The organism is Enterococcus sp. LJL51 (assembly GCF_054871795.1).
This window is the reverse complement of the sequence record NZ_JBTXLW010000019.1, coordinates 14,218-37,829: the sequence shown is the minus strand read 5'-3', so window position 1 is coordinate 37,829 and position 23,612 is coordinate 14,218. Positions and strand designations below refer to the sequence as shown.

Here is a 23,612-nt window from a genome sequence, read left to right as displayed (position 1 = left end):
TTCTACAGGAAAAAGAAATGAGAAAAGCAGTATTAAGGAAGTTTAGTTAAGCAGATCTCAAAGCATAAGCAGTCCAAAATCTTGAAGAGGTCTTAATTAGAAAATCAGCTGCTAAAAAAATTTAGGAAAACGCTTGACATGGGAATGTTCCCACAAATTAGAATGTAAATGTAAACGATATCAGATAACTATCTGAAAAAATACCAGGAGGGAACTATATGTCAAGAGGAGCACTGAAAATCGCAACAATTGGTGGAGGTTCAAGTTATACACCTGAATTGATCGAAGGGTATATCAAACGGAAAGATGAACTACCGATCAAAGAAATCTGGTTAGTAGATATTGAAGCAGGAAAAGAAAAACTGGAAATTGTGGGAGAAATGGCAAAACGGATGGTGAAGGCAGCCGGATTGGACTGGGAAGTTCATTTGACTTTGGATCGCCGTGAAGCATTAAAGGATGCTGATTTCGTTTCAACACAGTTTCGGGTAGGTTTATTAGAAGCACGTATTAAGGATGAACGTATTCCGTTGTCTCATGGTGTACTGGGACAAGAAACAAACGGCGCTGGTGGAATGTTTAAGGCTTTCCGGACAATTCCTGTGATTTTAGGCATTATTAATGACATGAAAGAGCTTTGTCCAGAAGCATGGCTAGTGAACTTTACTAATCCGGCAGGAATGGTAACTGAAGCCGCAATTAAACATGGCGGCTGGAAAAAGACCGTCGGTTTGTGTAATGTACCAATTGGACATAGAAAACAAGCAGCTGAAAAACTGGGTGTGCCAGAAGAAGATTTATTCTTTAAATTTGCAGGGATTAACCATTTCCATTGGCACCGGGTTTGGGATAAAGAAGGCAACGAGCGGACTCAGGAATTAATTGACTTAATTTACGGACCAAAAAATGAACAGGAAAGTCATTTGAAAAACATCTGGGATGCGCCGTTCCATTACGAGCAGCTAAAAGATTTAGGGATGCTGCCTTGCGGCTATCATCGCTATTACTATATTGAAGACGAAATGCTGAAGCATTCTGTTGAAGAGTTTGAAAAGGGAGAAACCAGAGCTCAGGTCGTTAAAGAAACAGAAACTCGTTTGTTTGAGCTTTATAAAGATCCTAAGCTAGACTACAAACCAAAAGAATTAGAACAACGCGGCGGTACGCACTACAGTGATGCAGCCTGTGAAATGATTGCATCTATCTACAATGATAAACGCACGGACATGGTTGTTTCTACTGAAAATAACGGAACAATTACTGATTTACCATATGATTGTGTTGTTGAAGTTTCTGGTCCGGTAACCTCTCATGGACATGAACCTTATAACTGGGGAGCATTCCCGCCGGCAGCCCGCGGCATTATTCAAAACATGAAAGGCATGGAAGAAACAGTAATACGTGCGGCAATTGATGGCGACTACGGTGCAGCACTACATGCGTTCACTGTAAATCCATTAGTACCAGGCGGAACAATGGCGAAAACATTACTTGATGAGCTTCTGATTGCTCACAAGGATCACCTGCCGAATTTTGCTGACTCTATAGCAAAAATCGAAAAAGAACAGCCTGAAACAGTTGCTTATGTGACTGAATTAATGAAGAGTAACTAGAAAGTTAACAACTTTCGTACCACTGTTTATTCGAATTTCGACATACTAAAAGTCTGGAATGTACTTTTATTCCAGACTTTTTTTGTAAAAAAAATTTGAAAAAAGAGGTTCTACGTCAAATTGTGTTGGTAGGACAAAAACTGAAAAAAATTGAAGGACTTGGAACGAAAAAAACAGAGATTCTCTGATTTTGTTCCAAGTTCTTTTTTGAAAAAGGGAGAATAAAGCGAATGATTTGGGCAGCTAAGCCTATAAATTTATTATGCTTTGCCTCGAGTAATCGCAGAGGCAGGCTCCACAAGGTATATTCGTAGCTGGACAGCTAGCTCTAATATAAGGTATGAATGTTACACATTCATCTATCATCGTACGCATACCATCCCACTAAATGTTCCTACACAAGTGGAACTGGTAATTCTCGATTTGCCTATAAAGCTGCGGAGATATTCGCTTGTTTCTCTTTTTCATGTGGTGAAAAAATAAGACCTTGAATAATATAAATGCGTGAACGGAAACGATAAAAATTACGATAACCATAGGCAACGCGCTTGCTGACTTTAATCTTGTTGGTTTCTCCACTGACACAAATGAAACTCATCGCTCCTTGACAGCATTTTGTTGCCTTGAATTCATCGATACATAGAATTTTCGGAAGAAACTGTCAATTAGAGCGATAGGAAGCAGAGAGTTCTTCCATTAAGCGAAGAATGGTCACATCTGAAACAAAATGTTTTTGAGCAATCTGTTTTCTAAAGACATTCTTCTTTAAATCAAGCATAATTTGTAGACAGAGCTGCTTAGACAGATGATGATGTTCTTCAATCAGCTCTGTATGAGCATGAAAGGTTTTTCCACGCTCACGACAAAGAAATCGGGAGCGCTTTAGTTCTAAGAAGGTCAAGCGCTCATTAAACACAGGAAGTTGAGCGTTGGTTAGGTGATGACCATTCTTAATTATTTGCCCTTGATTTTTTTACCCCACATTTCTCACAATGTGTTGGTCGATAGGTAAGGGTTGCTTTGATTACCTGAGCCTGAACACTTTTCATTAATCTATATTCAAGCCAATCCTCTCCAAAGGAGAGGTGTTTATCTGTTAGTCCAAGCAATTTTCTGGTATTCTTATCCATAGGGAACAAGCTTTCTGATGATTTGTGGTTTTAGACGATTTCATTTTATCAGTTTATTGTTCCTTTTTTGTGTTTGAACACTTAAAAAAGTGTTGGCAGATTTTCCACCAACACAAAATATTATAGAACCAAAAAAGAGAGTAGGATTTAAAAAATCCCACTCTCTTAACGTTTTTATTATTCTATTTGAACAGTTTGATTGAGCGTTCCAACGACTGCCATTCGGGATGACCGTCAATCTCAAACTGATAGGATTGAAGTCTGAAAATAGAGACGAAGCCTAGGAACAAAGCGATAACGAATGCTGCAAAGAACAGCATAGACTGGATGACCAGACAAGAAATTACGAATACAAAGAACAATAGCAGAAATTTAACGAATAATGGCTGTAAGTTATTAGAATTTTTAATTACGATTTCTTTTGTATGAGGAGCTACTTCAATTTTTTTAAAGGCCGGAAACGGTCCCTCTTTAAAGCTGATTTCATCTCCTGGTTGAACATCCAGATTCAATGAGATACAGTTGAATAGTTTCCCTCTTTTTTCATCATTTACATAAACATTTAATGGTTTTAAGCAACCCCAGTGGGTTTCTTTTTTGATTTTAATTTTCATTGTGTTCACCTCCTGTATGAATCTATTTTCCCATGGAACTAAAAAAAAGAAATCAGCCTTTTGACCGATTTCTTATGAAAGTTTTCTGCTACTCTGGTTGTAGCTGATTGAAAATTTCTGTAAAACAGTACGAACCATCATTAGCTAAATGAAAATAAGCAGCGTATTCGTAGAGTGAAAAACAACTAATCAAGCGAACCATAGCAAGTACAGTTTCTCCGTCAATAGTTGTTTACGCCGGATGAGTGATCGTGATTCCAGCTTCAACACTAGTGTGATGAAACAGTTTTTTCAAAAAAAGAAGCTGCATCTGTTTTGCTGTTTATTCGGAGGGTGCAAATACATAGAGTAGAATTTTAGTTATGCCTCCAGCTTAGTTTCTAATAATCATCAAGCAGGTAAGCACTATATTCTGCAATTTCAGCAGCATGCACCCCAGCTGTATGACCTGTAACTAAAGCAGCAGTAATATTATAACCGCCGGTATAGCCGTTGATGTCTAAGACCTCACCGCAGAAAAACAATCCCTGAACAAGTTTACTTTCCAGTGTTTTTGGCTGAATTTCTTTTAGTGAAACACCACCTCCGGTTACAAATGATTTTTCTAAGGGGAAGGTGCCTGTCGCTAAGATGATAAAATTCTTCATTTCAACTGCTAAATCCTCAAGCTGCTGTTCAGTTACTTGACGACCAGTCAGTGATAGTAAAGTATGGCGGTCAAGGAAAAATTCAAGTAAGCGTTCCGGCAGCAGCTGCTTCAGAGAATTTTTGAGCTGTTTTTCTGATGTTTTTGCTATTTTCTTCTTAATCTCAGACAAAAGCTCCTGCAAAGATTTATCTGGAAAAATGTCAAGTGTGAGTTTGACTGGCTGCTCCGGATTTTTTTTGAGTAGTTGATTGACAAAGCTGGAACACCGTAATGCTGCTGGACCAGACAGTCCAAAGTGTGTAAACAAAAGATCCATCTGATGGGAGGTAACAGGTTTTCCGTTTTCTCCCAAAACAGCGAGCTGAACGTCTCTTAAAGAAATCCCCTGAAGGGTTTTGTTCTTAATAAAAGCTTCCTCAGAACGTATAGGTGACTCCGTTGGATATAAGGGCTCAATATGGTGCCCCAGTGCTTTAGCAAAGATATACCCGTCACCTGTTGAACCAGTGGAAGGGTAGGTTTTTCCTCCAGTTGAAACAATGACACAGGGTGCATATATTTTTTTGTTTTTTAGCTCAACACCAATGATTTGCTGCTCTTTTCGGAGAAGCCGCTTAACAGGAGCTTCTGTATAGAGTGTGCCGCCTAATTCCATCAGCTTAGCATAAAGTGCTTCGACAATTGTTTGGGAGCGGTCAGTAACAGGAAACATCCGGCCGTGATCTTCTTCTTTTAGCGACACTCCATTTGATTCAAAAAAATGGATGATGTCTTGATTCGTATATTGGGAAAAGGCACTATAAAGAAATTTTCCGTTTCCAGGAATATGTTCGATAATCTCTTCAGGTGTTCGTTTATTGGTTACATTGCACCTGCCGCCGCCCGTCAATAAAAGTTTTTTTCCAATCCGTTTATTCTTTTCCAGAAGCAGGACGCGGCTGCCTGCTTCTGCAGCAGCAATTGCCGCCATTAATCCGCTAGTCCCGGCACCGATAACGATGACATCAAATTTATTATTCATGATTGACCTCCAATTCAATAAACAGTGTATCACAAAACATGAAAAAGTTTTTTGGTTTTTTTCATGTTTTAGCTGGAAAAATCTGCTGTTTCCTGTAAAATGAAAAGAAAGCTGAAGGGTAAGGTGAATGTATGAATATAACAAACTATGTTAAAGAAATTCGGGAAAAACTTGAAGTGAAGGAAGAGGGGCAAACAGAATACCTGCAAGCAATTGATGAATTTTTGCCAAGTATGGAAGCATTTCTGAAAGAAAATCCGGAATTTGCAGAAGCGAATATCTTAGAGCTGCTAATTGAACCGGAAAGGGTTATTCAATTTAGAGTTCCTTGGCAGGATGATGAAGGAAAATGGCGGGTGAACCGAGGCTATCGGGTTCAATACAACTCAGCAATTGGTCCTTATAAAGGCGGCCTGCGCTTCCATCCAAGCGTAAATGTTAGTGTTTTGAAATTTTTGGCGTTTGAACAAATCTTCAAAAACAGCTTAACAGGACTGCCGATTGGCGGCGGAAAAGGCGGCAGTGATTTTGATCCAAAAGGAAAATCTGACAGTGAAGTTATGCGCTTTTGTCAAAGCTTCATGACTGAGCTGCACAAGCACATTGGACCTAATACGGATGTTCCGGCTGGGGATATTGGTGTGGGGGCCCGTGAAATTGGGTATTTATACGGGACCTACAAACGTTTGAGAAATTATGATGCGGGCGTTCTAACGGGTAAGCCATTAACATACTGGGGCAGCCAAACAAGAACAGAGGCGACAGGCTACGGTGCAGTCTATTTCGTTCGTCACCTGCTTGCTGATCGCAAGGATTCTTTTGAAGGAAAGAAAGTCGTCGTGTCAGGCAGCGGAAATGTAGCGATTTATGCAATGGAAAAGGCCAAAGAGCTAGGTGCTACCGTGTTGACTTGTTCTGATTCCAATGGTTTTGTCTATGATCCGAATGGAATTGATGTTGAACTGGTTAAAGAGCTGAAAGAGAAAAACAGAGAACGCATTTCAAAATATGTTGCTACACATAAAGAAGCTCAATATTACGACGGTCAGTCTGTTTGGGATTTTAAGACTGCCTATGATATTGCATTGCCGTGTGCTACGCAAAATGAAATTAACGCTGAACAGGCCGCAGTTCTAGTTGAAAACGGCGGGAAAATTGTAGCTGAGGGGGCAAACATGCCTTGTACCTTAGATGCTGTCCATGTATTTGAACAGCATGGAGTTCTTTACTGTCCTGGGAAAGCTGCCAATGCTGGCGGTGTAGCAGTTTCTGCTTTGGAAATGAGCCAGAACTCCGAGCGTTTGTCATGGTCTTTTGAAAAGGTAGACAGTATGCTTGATGATATTATGAAAAATATTTATGAAAAATGTCGTGATACAGCTGCTGAATATGGAGCAAAAGATAATTATGTTCTTGGGGCCAATATAGCTGGTTTTGAAAAAGTAGCTAAGGCGATGCTGAGTCAGGGACTGGTCTAGCAGACAGTGTAATCATCGCTTTTTCCCAGCTGGATTAGTAAAATAGTTCGTTCGCTTTATGAGCCGGATTTATTAGTGAAAGAAAACTGTTGATAGAGAAATAGAGTATTGCTATGGTGATTTTTAAACTCTCTTATGAGTAAAGGGAGTCATTCAGTTTTTGATATTGGTCTATACAGTTATAATTTACTTGAAAAATATGATAAAAGAACGTAAAGTAATAGTGTAATAAGTTTACTTTCAAGGAGGAGAAGGAATGTCACACATTAGATTTGACTATTCCAAATTAGCACCATTTGTTGCTGATCATGAATTGGAATATATGCAAACTCAAGTCGATGCAGTAGATAAAGCATTGCGAGAAGGTACAGGTGCCGGAAACGACTATACTGGGTGGATTGATTTGCCTGAAAACTATGATAAAGAGGAATTTGCCCGCATTAAGAAAGCAGCGGAAAAAATTCAGTCTGATTCTGAAGTACTTGTTGTTATTGGTATCGGGGGCTCTTACTTAGGTGCCCGTGCTGCTATTGAGTTTTTACAACATTCTTTCAGCAATGTATTAACAAAAGAAGAACGTAAGGCGCCGCAAGTATTCTTTGCAGGAAACAGCATCAGCTCCACGTATTTAGCGGACTTGATTCATCTAATCGGCGACCGCGATTTTTCTGTAAATGTTATTTCTAAATCAGGAACAACAACAGAACCAGCGATTGCTTTCCGTGTCTTCAAGGAATTGCTAATCAAAAAATATGGTAAAGAAGAAGCGAATAAACGTATTTATGCAACAACTGACCGAGCAAAAGGTGCGGTTAAAGTTGAGGCAGATGCTGAAAACTGGGAAACATTTGTTATTCCTGATGATGTCGGCGGACGTTTCACTGTTCTGACACCTGTAGGGCTATTGCCGATTGCTGTAAGCGGAGCAGATATAGATGCATTGATGTCTGGTGCAAATGATGCTCGTAAAGAGTATGCAGCAACAACTGACTTGAAAGAAAACGAAGCGTATCAATATGCAGCACTTCGTAATATCTTATACCGTAAAGGGAAAACCACTGAAATGCTGATCAACTACGAGCCGGGCATGCACTACTTCTCTGAATGGTGGAAACAGCTTTATGGTGAATCAGAAGGAAAAGACCAAAAAGGTATTTTCCCGGCAGCAGCAGATTTTTCTACTGATTTGCATTCTATGGGGCAATATGTTCAAGATGGCATGCGCAATTTATTTGAAACAGTGGTGAAAATTGAAACGCCTCGTCATTCACTAAAAATTCCAGTACAGGATGAAGATTTGGACGGTCTAGGATATTTGCAGGGTAAAGAAATTGACTATGTGAATACTAAAGCCTTTGAAGGGACTTTATTGGCTCATACAGACGGCAACGTACCAAATATGATTGTGAATGTTCCAAAAATGGATGAATATTCATTAGGATATGTTATGTACTTCTTTGAAATTGCTGTAGGAATTTCTGGCTACTTAAATGGTGTAAACCCATTTGACCAGCCAGGAGTGGAAGCTTATAAAGCGAACATGTTTGCGTTACTTGGCAAACCTGGCTTTGAAGAGTTAGCTAAAGAATTAAACGAACGTTTATAAGTCTTTAACCTAGGTATTAAGATTAAAACTGCTAAAAAGATTTAAACATCTTTTTAGCAGTTTTTTGTTTTATGGTTAAAGAAATATTTGAGGAGATTAGGGGCATACCTCATTCTGTGTTACTATAAAGATAGGTCTATTCCCTGATTTTAAGGAAAGCCTTGCTTTCATTTCATAAAATAGCGAGGCGGATCTTCAAAGAAGTGTAAATACTGAACTTTGACCGATCGATAGTCAATCGTCATTTTGCATAAGTAAACGAAACGCTGGCAAAAGTTAAGAAAAGAGGTCTACTATGGGAAGACAATATGGTCCTAAAGCTATTGAGCTATCTTCATTATCAATAGGCTTTTATGTGAATCAGCAGGTTGCTTTCATCCAGGGAAAAGAAACACAGATTGGATACATTGAAAAAATGCTGGGAAATGCCGCAGTTGTTGTTTTAGACAATCAAAGGAAACTTAGAACAGTTGTTAATTATAGAAATCTTCAGATTGTGTAAGATGAGAGAATGATAACGCCCTGCTTATGTACCTCATAGGCAGGGCGTTATTAAACGAAATCTACTTTTTCTACAACATTAATAATAAAGCAGCTGATACAAATTATCTACTCTGGCCCAAAAAGTCAAAATTTGTCCATCATGATAACGTGTAGAAAAATTACGCCAGTAGCGGCCTAAATCCCAGCCGCCTACACCTGAGTCCCAAACATTATTGGTAAAACGAAAACCATTTTTTATATAGTCGGTTGAAACTGCTGTATAGGGAATACCATTATCAAACCAGTTAAAACCAACAGGCGCCAGCTCTGGACTGTAAAACTGCCAAATATTATAAACATAGCTGTAAGCATCGTAGCGAAATATTTTACGATTTGATGGGTTTCTCAGTAGTGGCGAGAGAGTCTGGCTGCTTAAATCGGCTGGCTGACGAGTGGTCAAATTTTCCAATGGAATAGGACAGCTTTCGAGTCCATCTAATTCCTTCAAACGAGCAATCGCTTCAATATTATCTTCTTTTGCAATAGAATCTGCAGTTTCAGCAGAAGCTTCCGAACCCCAAGTAAAAAGACTAAAAATTACCAATGAGAAAATCCAAACTATTTTTTTCATATATTCCTTCCTTTCTAATGTTAGATTTTATTCACATTTAAGTATAAAGGATAAAAATGATAAAATCAAACTTTTAGTAAAAAATATATTTTGTGAATTTTCAATCATTCTTTGGTAGTGGAATTAGATTTCTCTTAATAACTCAATAAAATTTTTAGGTAAAAAAGTCCGATAAAGAAGCCTCTGATAGATTTCTTTATTCTCCATTTCCAGCTGATGAAACAGATAGCCAATTTCACTGATAAAATTAGTTTTTGTGTTGGAACGATTAGATAGCAGCAAACAAATTGAAGTAAATAAAGCAAAAATCCGAAAAGTTCGATCATAGATATAGCTTTGAGAAAATAAGCAGCTGGTTGTATATTTTCCTACGAGCCGTTCTTTTAAACGAGCACTTTGAGGAATTTCATGAATCAGCAGCCGTGAACCATGAGCTGCAATATTTCGATAAAGATGAACCACCTTCATTGCTTGTAAAAAAAGTTCTTTCTTTAGTTCATCTGGTCTATCCGGATATAAAAATACATTTACTGTATTTGTTTTTATAGGTGGCTTACAAAGTCGATACCATTCATAAACAACACCTAGACTTAGGGTAGGGGCTACAATCCAAGGAGGAACATTTCCGTGCTGTTCTTGAAAATGCTGGATGGATGAAATTCTGTTATCATTTATTTTTTTTGTAATTTTATCAAACGTTTTTTCAATAGAAAAAACACCTTTATAACGCCCAATCTGTACACGATAGCCATTGGAATAATTATGCTTGCTTAGATAGGCATCTTGCTCAGCTCCTAATTCAAGTGCGATATAGTAGCTTAAAGAAGATTTAAACGTGGTTTCAATCATCATCATATATTTGTAAAGAATCGCTGCTAAATTTTTGTCAAAATCACACAGGAGTAGTGTATCTTCTAAGATATCTTCAAACAGCTGATTGTGGTAATCATTTGCCATATCCTTACTGAACAGCTCCTTATAGCTATTTATAATACCGTAATATGAATTGTTAATTAGGACGAATTTTGCCTGTTCTTCATCTCTAAACCGCATATTTCTAGATTTAAGGATGTTTATTTGATCATCTAAAGTTTTAAATGTTTTGTCTTCCATTTTTGCTCCTTCAACGAAAAAATCTCACTGTAGAGTGAGATAGAGGTGCAAGGCACCCGTTTTTTAGTTATTATAATAACATTATCATGATAACTAAAATATGACATTATGTCAACATTGTAAATGTACTTAAGGCTTTAAACTTAGATTGATAAAGAGTGAATGTATTTTAGATTATTTGCCTGTGAAAGGTAAGAAGATTTTTCTTTTAAAATAACGAAAACTTTATTTAATGAAGTTAATATAAAAGAAAAAATAAATTAAATAGAAAAATAAGTTGACAAAAAGATTGTATTGTAATAGAATGAACTCCTAACAACCTTTTATTTTTTAACTTTACTCTGAAAAGAGTAAAACTCCTTTTTGCTACCTCATACCCGTGAGGTAGCTTTTTTATTTTGCAAGGGCAATGTTAATTTCTGATGTCAAAATTAGAACAAAAAAGCTTGAAGGAAAATATCTTTGGTCCATAAACTCTATATTACATCGAATTAACTGTGATGAATCTTAAATCAAGAATTTTACTTAGAGGATAACCTCAACTAACAAAAGTGTTGCAGCTTCCATTCGTGTATAATTTGAGCTATAGAAGTTTAAAGGGAGGGAACAGGATGAATAGCTACACAACTGCTCAGCTGGCAAAGCTTTATAACATCCATCCTAATACAATCAGACTTTATGAACACTCCGGGTATATTAGTACAGCGGACAGAAAAGGCAATAACTATCGGATGTTTACGGATATCCATGTCCAGCAGTTAAAAATATGCCGATGTATTTTTGGTTATCCTTACACAAACCGCTCACTCAGAAAAGCAGGCATTGCAGTGATGACCCTTTCAGCAGAAAAAAATTGGAATGCAGGTATTAAAGCTGCGGCAAGATATCTCTGCTTAATTAATCAGGAAATAGTTCTTGCGCAAAGTACTGCAAAAGCGCTGCAGGATTGGGCAGTTGCCAGCAAGGATCAATCGCTAACTGCGGCAGAGCCGAGTTTATCCAGAAAAAAATTAGCTAACTACTTGGGAGTTACAGTGGAAACAATCAGAAACTGGGAAAGAAACAGACTGATTTTTTCAGCAGGTATCGGGAGAAAAAAAGAGACACTGTATGCTGAAAATGATCTAGATCGGATTAAAATTATTAACATGCTGATTCGGGTAGGCTATAGTATTGCTGCCATACACAGGAGTCTGAGCATGAATGATCAGGGAGAGGTGCTGTCAGTTAGTACAGCTTTAAACAATCCTGAATATGATGAACTTGTATCAGCAGGAGACCGCTGGCTGTATGAACTGACACGCCTAGGAGAGGCAGCACAATTTATTATTCCGGCATTTGAAGAAATGAAGAGACTGACAACGGATCAAAATGTTAACCCTCCATATGCACACCACCCCTTAATTCCCATGATACACTTTGAATGAAAGAGCTCGACTTGTTGGATTGACAAGTTAGTGATTTTTATTTCAAAAGGGAGGAATCAATAATGCAGGAGCTGTTACATGCTTTATCACAAGAAAGACCAGTTGGCACAAGGAAAAATCAGGAACTAACTGACCAAATTGAAAAAAGACTAAAAAGGATGGGGTATTCAGTATCCTCTTTGCCTTTTGATTGCTGCACTTGGGAGTATGGCCCTTCTGCAATCTGCATTGGAGGACAACGATTTACAGTGGAACCAAGTCCATTCTCTGAGCCATTTAAAGGAACTGAAAAGGTTTGTACCGCTGAAACACTTGAACAGCTGGAGCATGGGGTATGTGAAGGGAAGATTCTACTCTTATCAGGTGTTTTAACCGAGACACCGTTATCACCAAAAGATTATCCATTTTATTATCCTGATGAACATAGACAGCTGATTAATCTGATTGAACGGAAAAAACCGGCAGCTATTGTGGCAGCAACAAATCCTTCTGAGCTGAATGGGAAAACACCCCATCCGCTGTTTGAGGATGGCAATTTTTTAATCCCCTCCGCTGTGATTGACCAGCAGACGTTTCATCAGATTCGTTCTTTGCTTACTGAGAAGGCAACGGCTGCCGAGCTTCTTATTGAATCAGCAAAACAGCCAGCCGCCGGCAGACAGCTGATTGGTTCAAAAAAATCCAGTGCTTCAGCTAAACGAATTATTGTAGGGGCTCATATTGATACACAGTATGGAACTCCAGGAGCTCTTGATAATGGAATGGGAGCAGCTGTCCTGCTTAAAACAGCAGAACTATTAGCAATTTCAGACCTTACAGTGGATATTGTTCCTTTTACAAGTGAAGAGTACTATGAAGCATCGGGAGAGCTTGCCTACTTAAACATGATAGACAGCGAACCAATTTCTCTCATGATTAATATTGACTCACCTTGTCATCTAGGCTCACAGACAGCTGTTTCTCTTTATAATTTTAATGAGGCGTACAACCAGCAGCTTAATGAAGTGTTGCCTGTTCATTCAATGATTGTAAAAGGAAAAGAATGGTATGCCGGCGACCATGCACCGTTTCTGTTTAAAGGTGTTCCGTGCATGGCAGTAACTTCCTCTGATTTTTTTGAAGGAGCTTTGCAGTATACACATACACCAAATGACACGATGGATACAGTGGATAGCTCATTGATTCTGCCGACAGCAAATTTTGTATCTGACTATATTTTAAAAATCAGCGAGATGGAACAATCATTGTAGGACTTCAACCGCCCCAGTTGTAGCCGATTTTCTGTAATCCTCTGGACGTTTGAATGCTTGGTAATCTTCGGCAGTAAAAGCTGTTTATATAAAGTATGTAAATAGCTGATGAGAGCGTGGAACAATAATCAGTTTCTACTCCTAATTTTATTTGAGCGTAATTTTTGTAAAAATTAATAAACTTTCTTACTATTTAGGTGTGAGCTGTTTTTGATAGTTGAAAGTAGCAGTAAATTGGAGGGAATCGGATGGAAGCAGAAACAAGGCATCAAACATCAACTTCAGCGTTTGATGAAACGATTATTCAAACGATTATAGGAGCAGCATTGGATCGAATTGACGGTGTGCTGAATATACATGGCCAGGTTTTCCTTTTAGATAAGGAAAATACGATAACAGAGGGTGAAACGGCCGCCGAAGGAATTAAAACTGAAATTGATGAAAACGAAGTGACGATTGACTTGAAGATAGTCGTCGAATTTGAAAAGGATTTATCAAAAATCTTTTGGGAAATTAAACAGCTGATTTCAGAAGAATTTGAGCGTCTGACAAATCTGAAAGTTACTGAAGTAAACGTTCAGATAAAAGATATTGTTACCAAAGAAGAGTATCAGGCAGCAGAAAAACAGTAACTGCATAAACTGTTTCCTGATTAAACAGCCGTCTAAAAAAGAATCTGGGAAGAAGCAGCCGCTTCTTTCCAGATTCTTTTCTCTATATTAAACTTTTTTAACATGGGCAGCTTGAAGTCCCCGGGAACCTTCAACGACCTCAAATGTTACTTCTTGATTCTCATCTAAATGTTTAAATCCTTCTTCTTCAATTGCAGTGAAATGAACGAAAATTTCTTCCTCTTCATTATACGTAAGAAAACCATATCCTTTTCTGTTATCAAACCATTTAACGACGCCTTTTTCCATTCGATTCACGCTCCTTTTAGATTTGAAACTAGTCTCATTATAATGACAAAAAAAGAAAACGTCAATATTTTGGAATAGACTGCATATAATCATGGAAAAGTTAAAAAATAATGGTTATAATAGAAAATAACTTAACGAAAATGAAAATATCAATAAAAAAGTTCGGGAAAAGAGGTAAAAATGAAAACAGATATTGAGATTGCTCAGGAAGTAGAACTCCTGCCTATCAAAAAGGTAGCAGAAAGAATTAATTTAAACGAAGCAGATTTAGAACTTTATGGGAACTACAAGGCAAAGCTAGATTTTTCTGCTATTCGAAGGTTGGATCAGGAAGAAGACGGCAAACTAATTTTAGTAACATCCATTAATCCTACGCCAGCGGGTGAAGGCAAGTCCACAGTTACGATTGGCTTAGGAGATGCTCTGAATAAAATCGGTAAGAAGACCGTTATTGCATTACGTGAGCCTTCATTAGGTCCAGTGATGGGGATTAAAGGCGGGGCCACCGGCGGCGGTTATGCGCAAGTTTTGCCCATGGAAGATATTAATCTACACTTCACTGGGGATATGCATGCGATTACGACCGCCAATAATGCATTGTCTGCTCTTCTTGATAATCACATACAACAGGGAAACGAATTAAATATTGATGCAAGACGAATTATCTGGAAACGTGTAGTGGACTTAAATGACCGTGAGCTGAGACATGTAGTCGTTGGATTAGGCGGTCCTATCCAAGGTGTTCCTAGAGAAGATGGCTTTGATATTACGGTGGCCAGCGAAATCATGGCTATTCTTTGTTTAGCAGCCGACTTAGAGGATCTTAAGGTACGGTTGGGGAATATCGTGGTTGCCTATACCTTTGATAGAGAACCCGTGACTGTAAGTGACTTACAGATTCAAGGGGCACTGGCTTTGTTGCTGAAAGATGCGATTAAGCCAAATCTGGTACAGACAATATACGGTACAGCAGCTCTTGTTCACGGCGGACCGTTTGCCAATATCGCTCATGGATGCAATAGCGTTTTAGCGACAAAAACAGCCTTAAAGCTGGGGGATTATGTGGTAACTGAGGCCGGATTTGGTGCAGATTTAGGCGGGGAAAAATTCCTCGATATCAAAGTACCAAATCTAAAGAAAGCACCAGATGCAGTTGTCATTGTTGCGACCATTCGAGCATTGAAAATGCACGGCGGGCTGTCTAAGGGAGAGCTGGCAACAGAAAATGTTTTTGCTTTGAAAAAGGGGTTCGCTAACCTGAAAAAGCATATTGAAAATATGGAGAGTTATGGTTTACCTGTGGTTGTTGCAATAAATGAATTTGTCAGCGACACTAAAAAGGAAATTGAGATATTATTGGAAATGTGTGAAGAATTGAAGGTTCCTGTTGAACTAACAAAGGTTTGGGAGCTGGGGGCTGACGGCGGCACAGCTCTTGCTGAGACAGTGATTGGGACGATTGAAAAAGAAACGGCTGATTTCAGAACTATCTACTCTACAGGGATTGGTCTAGAAGAAAAAATTGAAACCATCGTACAAAAGATTTACGGCGGCGAAGGAGTTCAGCTATCACCGAAGGCTCAAAAGCAGCTGGAAACCTTCACAAAATACGGCTGGGACCGTTTACCAGTATGTATGGCTAAAACACAATATTCTCTTTCAGATGATCCAACCCAATTGGGAAGACCGGAGCACTTCAAGATAACTATTCGCGAACTGGTTCCTAAAATTGGCGCCGGCTTCATCGTAGCACTTACTGGAGATGTTATGACTATGCCGGGGCTGCCTAAAAAACCAGCAGCATTGAACATGGACATTGATGAAGAAGGTAATGCAATTGGTTTGTTTTAAAAAATAAGCTGTAAACCAGCGAGCTTGTGCCAGAAGTGTTCTGATTCTGGAAAGAAGGCGAAGTAGGCAGAAATGATTTTTGAAGTGCACCTCCTAAGTTAGAGTGAACATCTTACTTAGGAGGTGCACACTATTCTTTTTTAGTATCATCAGTTTATTTTTGAGACTATAAACTTGTCTACAGTTTTCCCTCTATATGCTTCAGTTTTTTGTAATGCTTTGACATTTTGGTATTTCTTTTTGGATAAAAAATAAATTATTTTTGAGTGTTAGCGCTTGCATTAGTGCGCTAATTATGGTATAAAATAAGTGTAAGGGGTAATAGAAATTCCCTAAAGAATCCTGTAGAAGAAGTACAGGGGAATAGTGAAAAAATGGACGTTGAGAGAACATCCAAAGTAAGAAGCCGAGATGGCACGAGAAAGGAACGTGGGAATTTGAGCAACAACTCCTTACTAACTGAATATGGTCTGGCAAGTGTTCAATAAATAGAAGGATTGAGTGGACATGAGAACCTCAATTCAGATGTGTATGAAAACAACAAGAGGAACACTTGTCAGACTACTTTTTTGTGTGTTGTTTTATTTATGGAAAAGAGTATATGAGACGGGCAAAGGGCGCTGCTTTTAGTGAGCAGAAGAACTTTGCTTTTTTTGTTTTACTTTTAAGTAGAAAATCATGGAAGAAAGCTTTTTAAAAGTGAAGACAGAAAAGGAGATGGATTCTCCTTTTCTAGCAACGTTTTTTAGTATATACTTGTTAAGAGTTGCATGGAGGTGTGGGAATATGAAGCTTTATATTACACGTAAAACCGGCTTTTACGGTATGGCGACACCAATCACTATTTTAAAGAATGGAAAAAAATGGTTCGCTATTGGCAATAACTCAACAAAAACCGTAGAGGTGCTTGAAAATGAGTTGGATTTACAGGTTTCTTTTTATCTTTTGAAAAGTGAACCCTTTCATTTAAAAAATGATGGATTGGATAAAGAGCTGAAAATTACAATGAATCCAATGCTGGTAGGTAATTATCTAATCTTTTTTGTATTGATGCTGCTGATTCCTGCAACAAGAATGCCTTTGATTGCCATTTTACTGTTTTTAGTGCTTTATTTTGTTTTTTTAATCACTTCACTCAAAAAAGCGTATGTAATTAAGGAGAAATCGAATGGGACATAATGCTGAGGAATTTTTAAACAGCTTTAACCGAATTGAAAAATGGCTGAAAGAAGAGCTAAACAATCCTTCTGCAATGGGCTTCAGCGAGATGGTTCGGCGTTTGGCAAGAAAGAAGCAGTCTCAGGTTGCTTCCGTTGAAAATGATCTTTTGCAGATGGCGCAGTTGAGAAATGCTATTGTTCACGAGCGGGTTTCCAAGGATTTTGTTATTGCGGAACCAAATCAATGGGCAGTAGATCGAATAGCTGAGATTGAAAAACAGCTGATAAAACCAGAAAAGGTTTTACCTAAATTTGGCAAACATGTAACAGGTTTTGAGAAGAAGATTCCTCTAAAGGAGATTTTGGAAATTATTGCTGAAAAGCGTTACTCCCAATTCCCAATATACCATTCGGGTGTGTTTATGGGATTGATTACTGTTCGCGGTTTAGGCATTTGGCTGGCTGTAGAGAGTCGGCGTGGGACTATAGAACTGGAAGGCAAGACTGCCGGTGATTTGCTAACTGATAATTATAAAGAAGCAAATTATCAGTTTGTGGATGAAGAAACAAATATCTATCAGGTGGAGGAAATGTTTGAAAGCCAGGTTCGGCTGGAGGCAATTCTGATTACGAAAAATGGAAATCCAAATGGAAATTTATTAGGAATTATCCGGCCAAGAGATTTGTACAATAATAGGGAAAAGGAATGATTTTGTTGTTAGCAGTTTATCTAATTATAAGTGCCTTGATTATTGGCATTGATCAATGGACGAAGTACTTAACAGTTTCCAACATTCAATTAGGAGAGACAAAGGAGTTTATCAACGGCTTTTTATCCTTTACATATGTTAGAAATACAGGTGCAGCATGGAGTATTTTAGAAGGGAAGATGATTTTTTTCTATATTATTACCGTGATTGTTGTTGCAGTGCTGGTGTATATGCTGATTAAAAACTTGAAAAGCAGCCGCTGGTTTACGATTGGTCTGAGTCTTGTCCTGGCGGGAGCTTTGGGTAACTTTATTGACCGGCTGCGCTTAGGGTATGTTGTCGACATGATTCAAACAGATTTTATGAGCTTTCCAATCTTTAACATAGCAGATATGTCATTAGTAATCGGTGTGGCATGTATCTTTATCTACTTGATTTTAGATGAGCGGGCAGCTAAGAAAACGAATCAGAAATAAGCAGCAGTTGCACGGATAACAGACTGTGGTAATAAATAATTGAAAAGAGCGAAAACCTACTTAGATTATGAAGATTAGAAGGATGGCGGAAATGGAACAAATTGATGTAATAATAAAGGATGAAACTGGTAGAATCGATAAAGTCTTGAGCGAGAGGCTGGACTTCACCCGTTCTCAAATTCAGCAGTGGCTGAAAGGCCAGCAGGTGAAAGTGAATGGAGAAGTTGTTCGTTCAAACTATAAAGTGAAAAAAGAAGACATGGTGACGATTGTTGTGCCGGAGCCGGAAGAACTGCAGATTGAAGCGGAAGATATTCCATTAACAATTGTCTATGAGGATCAGGATGTCGCTGTAATCAACAAGCCTCAGGGGATGGTTGTTCACCCGGCAGCAGGACATCCCAAAGGCACATTGGTTAACGCACTGATGTACCATATTAAGGACCTGTCTTCAATAAATGGCATCATTCGTCCGGGAATTGTTCATCGGATTGATAAAGATACCTCAGGCTTACTGATGGTAGCAAAAAATGATAAAGCACATGAAGCACTGGCTGAACAGCTAAAGGAAAAGACTTCTGTCAGAAAATATCTGGCGCTGGTTCATGGGGAAATTTCCCATGATAAAGGAGAAATTAATGCCCCAATTGGCCGTTCAAAGGCAGACCGGAAAATGCAGGCTGTAATCGAAGGGGGCAAACCAGCTGTTACTCATTTTCAGGTATTGGAACGGTTTAATGATTTTACGTTGATTGAGCTGCAGCTTGAAACAGGGCGGACGCATCAAATTCGCGTTCACATGAAATATATTGGCTACCCCGTAGCTGGAGATCCATTATACGGACCGAAAAAGACATTGGCGGGGCAAGGTCAGTTTCTGCATGCTAAGCTTTTAGGCTTCACGCATCCAACAACTGGCGAGTACATGGAATTTGAAGCCCCTCTTCCTGAGATTTTTGAAAAAACTTTGGAGCAATTAAGAAATAATCATTGATTTATTATCTGATACAAGGTAAACTGTTTTTAGTTGAATAAGCAGTCCTTTAAGAGTAGTCCCGTGAGGCTAAGAAGGAGACATGCAGATAACCTTGAGTGCGCTCAAAGGATGTATCTGCGTGCATTACAGTATACAATTATGTAAGTATCCTCCTGCCTTCTGGGCAGGAGTTTTTTTGTGTCTAAAAAGCTGACGGCTGTCAACAGAATCAACAAGTTAAAAAGATTTTTATTCATATAAGGAGGCAACAAAAATGCAGGGCAAAGAAGTTGTAGATGCAGTAACAATGAAACGGGCATTAACTCGTATCACGTATGAAATCATTGAAAGAAACAAAGGGATTCAGGATATTGTGCTTGTGGGAATCAAGACGAGAGGAATCTATATTGCCGCCAGAATTGCAGAACGTTTGAAACAACTGGAAAACATTGATGTGCCTGTAGGCGAGCTTGATATTACCTTATATAGAGATGATGTGGCTAACGATGTGGCTGAGGAAGCCGAGCTGCATTCCTCCGATATTCCATTTTCAGTAAAAGGAAAGCAGGTTATCTTGGTAGATGATGTTCTATTCACCGGACGCACGATCCGGGCTGCTCTGGATGCAGTGATAGATTTGGGAAGACCTAAAAAAATATCACTGGCAGTGCTTGTGGATAGAGGCCATAGAGAATTACCGATTCGGGCAGATTATGTTGGGAAGAATATTCCAACGGCAATGACTGAGGAAATAATCGTTGAAATGGAAGAAATCGACGGAACAGATCGAATACTAATTAATAAAACAGCAGAATAAAGTTTATGAATAAATGAGAGAGTTGGAAAGAAGAAATGTTGGAAAAAAAGTTTAGAAATACAGATGTTGTACTGGATATTCAAGATAAACCAAAGGCTTTACAATGGATGGGGCTAAGCCTGCAGCATCTTTTTACAATGTTCGGCGCCAATGTATTGGTACCTATTCTGACAGGGCTGGAGCCAAGCATTGCTTTGTTTAGTTCAGGTGTTGGGACCTTGTTGTACATCTTAATCACTAAAGGATCAGTTCCTGCTTATCTAGGCAGCAGCTTTGCATTTATCTCTGCTATCAATGCGCTAATGGCAACACAAGGATATCCTGCAGTGGCTCAGGGAATCATTTATGCAGGAATCGTTTATCTGATTGTTGCTTTGATTATTGCTAAAACAGGTTCTGATTGGATCAATAAGATTTTACCCCCAGTGGTTGTTGGACCTGTAATCATGGTTATCGGCCTAGGGCTGGCATCCACTGCGGCGAATCAGGCAATGTTTAAAACATTGGAAAATGGCGAATCAGTTTATGACAGTAAATTCTTTTTGGTAGCATTGTTCACACTGGGAATTACCATCTTTTATAACATGTTCCTTAAAGGCTTTCTGAGCTTGATTCCTATTTTACTGGGAATTGTTACAGGATATATTTTTGCAGTCCTGATGGGGATTGTCGATTTTGCGCCAGTTAGTGCTGCACCGTGGTTTGGGCTTCCGGCTTTCCAGATTCCCTTTGTTGACTATGATGTCAAGTTTTCATTAGCCGCCTTAACCAGTATGGCGCCGATTGCGTTTGTAACAATGACAGAGCACATGGGTCACCTGATGGTTCTAAGTAAAATTACTAAAAGAGATTTCTTCAAGTCTCCGGGTCTTAATAAGACATTGCTGGCAGATGGACTGTCTACCATTATTGGAGGATTTACCGGCGGACCACCGACAACTAGCTACGGAGAGAATATCGGTGTACTGGCAATTACTAAGGTACACAGCGTTTATGTTATTGGCGGAGCAGCAGGGTTGGCAATCGTTGCTGGTTTTATCGGTAAAGTAAGTGCTTTGATTCTAAGTATTCCAAGTCCGGTAATTGGCGGCATCAGCTTCTTGCTTTTCGGAGTAATTGCTTCCAGCGGCTTGAGAATTTTAATTGATAATAAAGTTGATTATGATCAAAAACGTAATTTGGTTATCACTTCAGCAATTCTGGTTATTGGAATCGGCGGAGCCTATTTAAAAATTGCCAACTTTGAGTTAACCAGTATGGCATTAGCGACAGTGTTAGGAATTATCTTAAATCTGGTTCTTCCTGAAAAGGCTCGTAGTGAAAAATAAAAGCAAAAATGAAAAAAAGTCATTTCTTTCGCTGTAACTAGTGTAGAAGAAAAGACTAGCAAATCGCTAAAAGAACCAAGATAGATTTTAAAAAGTAAACCAGTTAGTTTTATCAAAATAACAGGAGGAATGACGAATGATTCATACATCAGAGCGGGTTAGTTTAAAGCATTTGTTGACAGTAGAAGCATTAAGTGATCAGGAAGTAATGGGCCTGATCCGTCGGGGACAGGAGTTCAAGCAGGGGGCGGTCTGGGAATCCGGAGGAAAGCAGTATTTTGCAACGAACCTTTTCTTTGAAAACAGCACGCGGACCCACAAGAGTTTTGACGTCGCTGAGAAGAAGCTTGGTCTGGAAGTGATTGAGTTTGAAGCTGGCACAAGCTCCGTTCAAAAAGGCGAGACATTGTATGACACCGTGTTAACAATGTCCGCACTTGGAATTGACGTTGCAGTCATTCGTCATGGAGAAGAAAATTATTATGATGAGCTGATTCAAAGTAAAACGATTCAGTGTTCAATCATTAACGGCGGAGACGGCAGCGGTCAGCACCCTAGTCAATGTCTGCTGGATTTGATGACAATCTATGAAGAATTCGGCCGTTTTGCTGGACTGAAGGTTGCGATTATTGGCGACTTGACTCATTCCAGAGTAGCAAAATCTAACATGCAGATGCTGAAGCGTTTGGGAGCTGAGGTTTATTTCTCTGGTCCGAGAGAGTGGTATGATGAGCAGTTTGATGTATATGGAGAGTACGGGGAGCTGGATGAAATTGTGGAAAAAGTAGATGTGATGATGATGCTGCGGGTACAGCATGAACGTCATGACGGGACAGAAAGCTTTTCAAAGGAAGGCTACCATCAGCAATACGGGTTAACTGTAGAACGGGCAAAACGTATGCAGAAGCAGGCAATTATCATGCACCCGGCACCAATCAATCGGGATGTAGAGCTGGCAGATTCTCTGGTAGAGAGCCTGCAGTCAAGAATTATACAGCAGATGAGCAATGGCGTGTATGTAAGAATGGCAATTTTAGAAGCAGTACTATCAGGAAAGGTGTAGGTGGAATGTATGAAAACATTAATAAAAAATGGAAAAATCGTAGTTAAAGATAATCAAGTAACCGCAGCTGCTGTTTGGATAGAGGATGGAAAAATTGCAGCGATTGGTCAAGTGTTCGAGGAAGCAGATTTTGATCAAGTATATGATGCACAAGGTCAGTTGATTACTCCAGGACTAGTAGATGTCCATGTTCACTTAAGAGAACCCGGCTTTACTTACAAAGAGACGATTGAAACAGGGAGTAAAGCGGCGGCTAGAGGCGGATTTACCACAGTCTGTGCTATGCCTAATCTGAATCCGGTACCTGATACTGCCGAAAAATTGAAAGAAATCTATGAGATTATAAAAAATGAAGCTCAAGTAAAGGTGCTGCAATATGCACCAATCACTGAAGAGCTGCGGAGTGAACGTTTAACAGATCAGAAAGCCCTTAAGGAAGCCGGAGCTTTTGCTTTTACAAATGACGGCGTGGGGGTACAGACTGCAGGAACGATGTATCTGGCGATGAAGGAAGCTGCAGCAAATAACATGGCGTTGGTGGCTCATACAGAGGATGAATCGCTGCTTTTCGGCGGTGTCATGCACGAAGGCGAAATCTCGAAGAAACTGGGACTTCCGGGAATCTTGAGTGCAACAGAAGCTTCTCAAATTGCCAGAGACATCACCTTGGCGAAAGAAACGGGTGCACATTATCATGTTTGTCACGTATCTACAGAAGAAAGTGTTCGCGTGATTCGTGATGGAAAACGTGCAGGTATTCATGTTACGGCTGAGGTTTCACCTCACCACCTGCTTTTGATTGATGAAGATATTCCTGAAGATAACGGTTTTTGGAAAATGAATCCTCCATTAAGAGGAAAAGCGGACCGGCAGGCGTTAATAGATGGGCTGCTGGATGGCACAATTGACTGTATTGCAACGGATCATGCTCCTCATGGTTTGGAAGAAAAGGAACAGAGCTTTTTGAAAGCTCCATTTGGAATTGTCGGCAGTGAAACTGCTTTTCAGCTAATTTATACACATTTTGTTGAAACAGGAAAATTCACTTTGGAACAGGTTATCGACTGGATGGCAGTGAAGCCGGCTCAATTATTCGGATTAGATGCAGGAACGCTGCAAATCGGTGCACCGGCAGATTTAGCAGTGTTTAATCTTGATTTAGAAGAGGCAATAGATGATAAGCAGTTTCTATCTAAAGCGGTCAACACACCATTTGTCGGCTGGAAAGTAAAAGGGAACACTATAATGACCTTTGTAGATGGAAAGCTGGTATGGAAGAAAGAGGAGGCATAGCAC

At 39.2% G+C, this 23,612-nt stretch carries 22 protein-coding genes; 16 read left to right on the top strand and 6 right to left on the bottom strand.

Annotated elements, in window-relative coordinates:
* The first annotated feature begins 218 nt into the window (after positions 1-218).
* On the top strand, positions 219-1,613 hold the full coding sequence (locus tag ACYSNQ_RS15170; protein ID WP_426084426.1) for a 6-phospho-beta-glucosidase: 1,395 nt from the start codon (positions 219-221) through the stop codon (positions 1,611-1,613).
* 427 nt (positions 1,614-2,040) lie between these two features.
* Here the strand turns inward: ACYSNQ_RS15170 and ACYSNQ_RS15165 are convergent, their stop codons facing one another.
* The 3 genes from ACYSNQ_RS15165 to ACYSNQ_RS15155 all read right to left on the bottom strand — a co-directional run bounded on the left by ACYSNQ_RS15165 (position 2,041) and on the right by ACYSNQ_RS15155 (position 5,027).
* The gene (locus tag ACYSNQ_RS15165) at positions 2,041-2,211 is read right to left on the bottom strand and encodes a transposase (RefSeq protein WP_426084425.1); all 171 of its coding nucleotides are present in this window, start codon (positions 2,209-2,211) and stop codon (positions 2,041-2,043) included.
* A 714-nt stretch (positions 2,212-2,925) separates the two neighbouring features.
* Positions 2,926-3,357 carry a hypothetical protein gene (locus tag ACYSNQ_RS15160; RefSeq protein WP_426084424.1) on the bottom strand — a complete coding sequence of 144 codons (432 nt, stop codon included), beginning with the start codon at positions 3,355-3,357 and terminating at the stop codon, positions 2,926-2,928.
* Between the two features lie 380 nt (positions 3,358-3,737).
* The gene (locus ACYSNQ_RS15155; protein ID WP_426084423.1) at positions 3,738-5,027 is read right to left on the bottom strand and encodes a BaiN/RdsA family NAD(P)/FAD-dependent oxidoreductase; all 1,290 of its coding nucleotides are present in this window, start codon (positions 5,025-5,027) and stop codon (positions 3,738-3,740) included.
* Between the two features lie 131 nt (positions 5,028-5,158).
* On the opposite strand from ACYSNQ_RS15155, the gene gdhA reads away from it, so the two are divergent.
* The 3 genes from gdhA (at position 5,159) to ACYSNQ_RS15140 (ending at position 8,613) form a co-directional block, all read left to right on the top strand.
* Positions 5,159-6,505, top strand: a complete 1,347-nt coding sequence (gene gdhA / locus ACYSNQ_RS15150; protein WP_426084422.1) for an NADP-specific glutamate dehydrogenase — start codon at positions 5,159-5,161, stop codon at positions 6,503-6,505.
* A 256-nt stretch (positions 6,506-6,761) separates the two neighbouring features.
* Positions 6,762-8,111 (top strand): glucose-6-phosphate isomerase, encoded by a 1,350-nt coding sequence (locus ACYSNQ_RS15145; RefSeq protein WP_426084421.1) that lies wholly within the window; start codon positions 6,762-6,764, stop codon positions 8,109-8,111.
* A gap of 295 nt (positions 8,112-8,406) precedes the next feature.
* Positions 8,407-8,613: a hypothetical protein gene (locus ACYSNQ_RS15140; RefSeq protein ID WP_426084420.1), complete on the top strand. Its 207-nt coding sequence runs from the start codon at positions 8,407-8,409 to the stop codon at positions 8,611-8,613.
* 78 nt (positions 8,614-8,691) lie between these two features.
* On the opposite strand, the gene ACYSNQ_RS15135 is transcribed toward ACYSNQ_RS15140, so the two are convergent.
* Positions 8,692-9,225 carry a hypothetical protein gene (locus ACYSNQ_RS15135; RefSeq protein WP_426084419.1) on the bottom strand — a complete coding sequence of 178 codons (534 nt, stop codon included), beginning with the start codon at positions 9,223-9,225 and terminating at the stop codon, positions 8,692-8,694.
* A 123-nt stretch (positions 9,226-9,348) separates the two neighbouring features.
* Positions 9,349-10,338, bottom strand: coding sequence for an Abi family protein (locus ACYSNQ_RS15130; protein WP_426084418.1), 990 nt, complete (start codon positions 10,336-10,338; stop codon positions 9,349-9,351).
* 611 nt (positions 10,339-10,949) lie between these two features.
* On the opposite strand from ACYSNQ_RS15130, the gene ACYSNQ_RS15125 reads away from it, so the two are divergent.
* From ACYSNQ_RS15125 to ACYSNQ_RS15115, 3 genes are all read left to right on the top strand, one after another.
* The gene (locus tag ACYSNQ_RS15125; RefSeq protein ID WP_426084417.1) at positions 10,950-11,765 is read left to right on the top strand and encodes a MerR family transcriptional regulator; all 816 of its coding nucleotides are present in this window, start codon (positions 10,950-10,952) and stop codon (positions 11,763-11,765) included.
* Between the two features lie 62 nt (positions 11,766-11,827).
* Positions 11,828-13,015 carry a M28 family metallopeptidase gene (locus tag ACYSNQ_RS15120; protein ID WP_426084416.1) on the top strand — a complete coding sequence of 396 codons (1,188 nt, stop codon included), beginning with the start codon at positions 11,828-11,830 and terminating at the stop codon, positions 13,013-13,015.
* Positions 13,016-13,263: 248 nt separating this feature from the next.
* A complete protein-coding gene (locus ACYSNQ_RS15115) occupies positions 13,264-13,647 on the top strand; it encodes an Asp23/Gls24 family envelope stress response protein (protein ID WP_426084415.1) in 384 nt (127 codons plus the stop codon).
* Between the two features lie 87 nt (positions 13,648-13,734).
* On the opposite strand, the gene ACYSNQ_RS15110 is transcribed toward ACYSNQ_RS15115, so the two are convergent.
* Positions 13,735-13,935, bottom strand: coding sequence for a cold-shock protein (locus ACYSNQ_RS15110; RefSeq protein ID WP_426084414.1), 201 nt, complete (start codon positions 13,933-13,935; stop codon positions 13,735-13,737).
* A gap of 180 nt (positions 13,936-14,115) precedes the next feature.
* Between ACYSNQ_RS15110 and ACYSNQ_RS15105 the strand changes: the two genes are divergently transcribed.
* The 9 genes from ACYSNQ_RS15105 to ACYSNQ_RS15065 all read left to right on the top strand — a co-directional run bounded on the left by ACYSNQ_RS15105 (position 14,116) and on the right by ACYSNQ_RS15065 (position 23,609).
* A complete protein-coding gene (locus ACYSNQ_RS15105; RefSeq protein WP_426084413.1) occupies positions 14,116-15,786 on the top strand; it encodes a formate--tetrahydrofolate ligase in 1,671 nt (556 codons plus the stop codon).
* Between the two features lie 786 nt (positions 15,787-16,572).
* Positions 16,573-16,965, top strand: a complete 393-nt coding sequence (locus tag ACYSNQ_RS15100) for a hypothetical protein (RefSeq protein WP_426084412.1) — start codon at positions 16,573-16,575, stop codon at positions 16,963-16,965.
* On the top strand, positions 16,955-17,656 hold the full coding sequence (locus ACYSNQ_RS15095) for a CBS domain-containing protein (RefSeq protein WP_426084411.1): 702 nt from the start codon (positions 16,955-16,957) through the stop codon (positions 17,654-17,656). Before ACYSNQ_RS15100 ends, ACYSNQ_RS15095 begins: the two co-directional genes overlap by 11 nt.
* A gap of 5 nt (positions 17,657-17,661) precedes the next feature.
* Positions 17,662-18,132, top strand: coding sequence for a signal peptidase II (gene lspA / locus ACYSNQ_RS15090; RefSeq protein WP_426084457.1), 471 nt, complete (start codon positions 17,662-17,664; stop codon positions 18,130-18,132).
* Between the two features lie 91 nt (positions 18,133-18,223).
* A complete protein-coding gene (locus ACYSNQ_RS15085; RefSeq protein ID WP_426084410.1) occupies positions 18,224-19,126 on the top strand; it encodes an RluA family pseudouridine synthase in 903 nt (300 codons plus the stop codon).
* Between the two features lie 256 nt (positions 19,127-19,382).
* Complete coding sequence (gene pyrR / locus ACYSNQ_RS15080; protein ID WP_426084409.1) at positions 19,383-19,925, top strand: bifunctional pyr operon transcriptional regulator/uracil phosphoribosyltransferase PyrR; 543 nt, start codon at positions 19,383-19,385, stop codon at positions 19,923-19,925.
* Positions 19,926-19,960: 35 nt separating this feature from the next.
* Positions 19,961-21,253 (top strand): uracil permease, encoded by a 1,293-nt coding sequence (gene uraA, locus ACYSNQ_RS15075; RefSeq protein ID WP_426084408.1) that lies wholly within the window; start codon positions 19,961-19,963, stop codon positions 21,251-21,253.
* 136 nt (positions 21,254-21,389) lie between these two features.
* Positions 21,390-22,316, top strand: a complete 927-nt coding sequence (locus tag ACYSNQ_RS15070) for an aspartate carbamoyltransferase catalytic subunit (protein WP_426084407.1) — start codon at positions 21,390-21,392, stop codon at positions 22,314-22,316.
* 9 nt (positions 22,317-22,325) lie between these two features.
* On the top strand, positions 22,326-23,609 hold the full coding sequence (locus tag ACYSNQ_RS15065) for a dihydroorotase (RefSeq protein WP_426084406.1): 1,284 nt from the start codon (positions 22,326-22,328) through the stop codon (positions 23,607-23,609).
* Positions 23,610-23,612: the final 3 nt, after the last annotated feature.

Coding starts and splice junctions, on each gene's coding strand:
- ACYSNQ_RS15130 (WP_426084418.1), bottom strand. CDS start 10,338: ATGGAAGACAAAACATTTAAAACTTTAGATGATCAAATAAACATCCTT.
- ACYSNQ_RS15110 (WP_426084414.1), bottom strand. CDS start 13,935: ATGGAAAAAGGCGTCGTTAAATGGTTTGATAACAGAAAAGGATATGGT.
- ACYSNQ_RS15100 (WP_426084412.1), top strand. CDS start 16,573: ATGAAGCTTTATATTACACGTAAAACCGGCTTTTACGGTATGGCGACA.
- pyrR (WP_426084409.1), top strand. CDS start 19,383: ATGCAGGGCAAAGAAGTTGTAGATGCAGTAACAATGAAACGGGCATTA.
- ACYSNQ_RS15160 (WP_426084424.1), bottom strand. CDS start 3,357: ATGAAAATTAAAATCAAAAAAGAAACCCACTGGGGTTGCTTAAAACCA.
- ACYSNQ_RS15065 (WP_426084406.1), top strand. CDS start 22,326: ATGAAAACATTAATAAAAAATGGAAAAATCGTAGTTAAAGATAATCAA.
- ACYSNQ_RS15145 (WP_426084421.1), top strand. CDS start 6,762: ATGTCACACATTAGATTTGACTATTCCAAATTAGCACCATTTGTTGCT.
- ACYSNQ_RS15140 (WP_426084420.1), top strand. CDS start 8,407: ATGGGAAGACAATATGGTCCTAAAGCTATTGAGCTATCTTCATTATCA.
- ACYSNQ_RS15155 (WP_426084423.1), bottom strand. CDS start 5,027: ATGAATAATAAATTTGATGTCATCGTTATCGGTGCCGGGACTAGCGGA.
- ACYSNQ_RS15115 (WP_426084415.1), top strand. CDS start 13,264: ATGGAAGCAGAAACAAGGCATCAAACATCAACTTCAGCGTTTGATGAA.
- ACYSNQ_RS15070 (WP_426084407.1), top strand. CDS start 21,390: ATGATTCATACATCAGAGCGGGTTAGTTTAAAGCATTTGTTGACAGTA.
- ACYSNQ_RS15135 (WP_426084419.1), bottom strand. CDS start 9,225: ATGAAAAAAATAGTTTGGATTTTCTCATTGGTAATTTTTAGTCTTTTT.
- ACYSNQ_RS15120 (WP_426084416.1), top strand. CDS start 11,828: ATGCAGGAGCTGTTACATGCTTTATCACAAGAAAGACCAGTTGGCACA.
- ACYSNQ_RS15170 (WP_426084426.1), top strand. CDS start 219: ATGTCAAGAGGAGCACTGAAAATCGCAACAATTGGTGGAGGTTCAAGT.
- ACYSNQ_RS15095 (WP_426084411.1), top strand. CDS start 16,955: ATGGGACATAATGCTGAGGAATTTTTAAACAGCTTTAACCGAATTGAA.
- gdhA (WP_426084422.1), top strand. CDS start 5,159: ATGAATATAACAAACTATGTTAAAGAAATTCGGGAAAAACTTGAAGTG.
- ACYSNQ_RS15105 (WP_426084413.1), top strand. CDS start 14,116: ATGAAAACAGATATTGAGATTGCTCAGGAAGTAGAACTCCTGCCTATC.
- ACYSNQ_RS15125 (WP_426084417.1), top strand. CDS start 10,950: ATGAATAGCTACACAACTGCTCAGCTGGCAAAGCTTTATAACATCCAT.
- uraA (WP_426084408.1), top strand. CDS start 19,961: ATGTTGGAAAAAAAGTTTAGAAATACAGATGTTGTACTGGATATTCAA.
- ACYSNQ_RS15085 (WP_426084410.1), top strand. CDS start 18,224: ATGGAACAAATTGATGTAATAATAAAGGATGAAACTGGTAGAATCGAT.
- ACYSNQ_RS15165 (WP_426084425.1), bottom strand. CDS start 2,211: ATGAGTTTCATTTGTGTCAGTGGAGAAACCAACAAGATTAAAGTCAGC.